Annotated in this window: 1 protein-coding gene; it reads left to right on the forward strand. The window is 50.6% G+C overall.

Annotated features, from left to right (window positions below):
* A partial coding sequence (locus ACPYOJ_RS36615) for an ATP-dependent Clp protease proteolytic subunit (protein ID WP_481420573.1) occupies window positions 1–156 on the forward strand: 156 nt, incomplete at its 5' end.
* Between the last annotated feature and the right edge of the window lie 83 nt (window positions 157–239).

A 239-nucleotide genomic window follows, 5' to 3' on the forward strand; every position in this document is an offset into this window, starting at 1 on the left:
TACGTTAAGCACACGGGCCGCAACTACGAGGAACTTGAAAAGACCCTCTACCGCGACCACCTCATGGATGCCGACGAAGCTCAGAGCTGGGGCGTGATCGACAATGTCTTGACGTCGCGCATCGAAATTGAAGGTGAGACGGATAGTAATGAATAGGGATGTTGTTTTTGCTGCCACAGTTCTACCCCAATTGTGATCGAACTAAGGGTTTCGTCTGGTAGCGAAGACGCTAATAGTGG

The sequence above is a fragment of the Rhizobium sp. SVR5-9E genome, assembly GCF_056755095.1.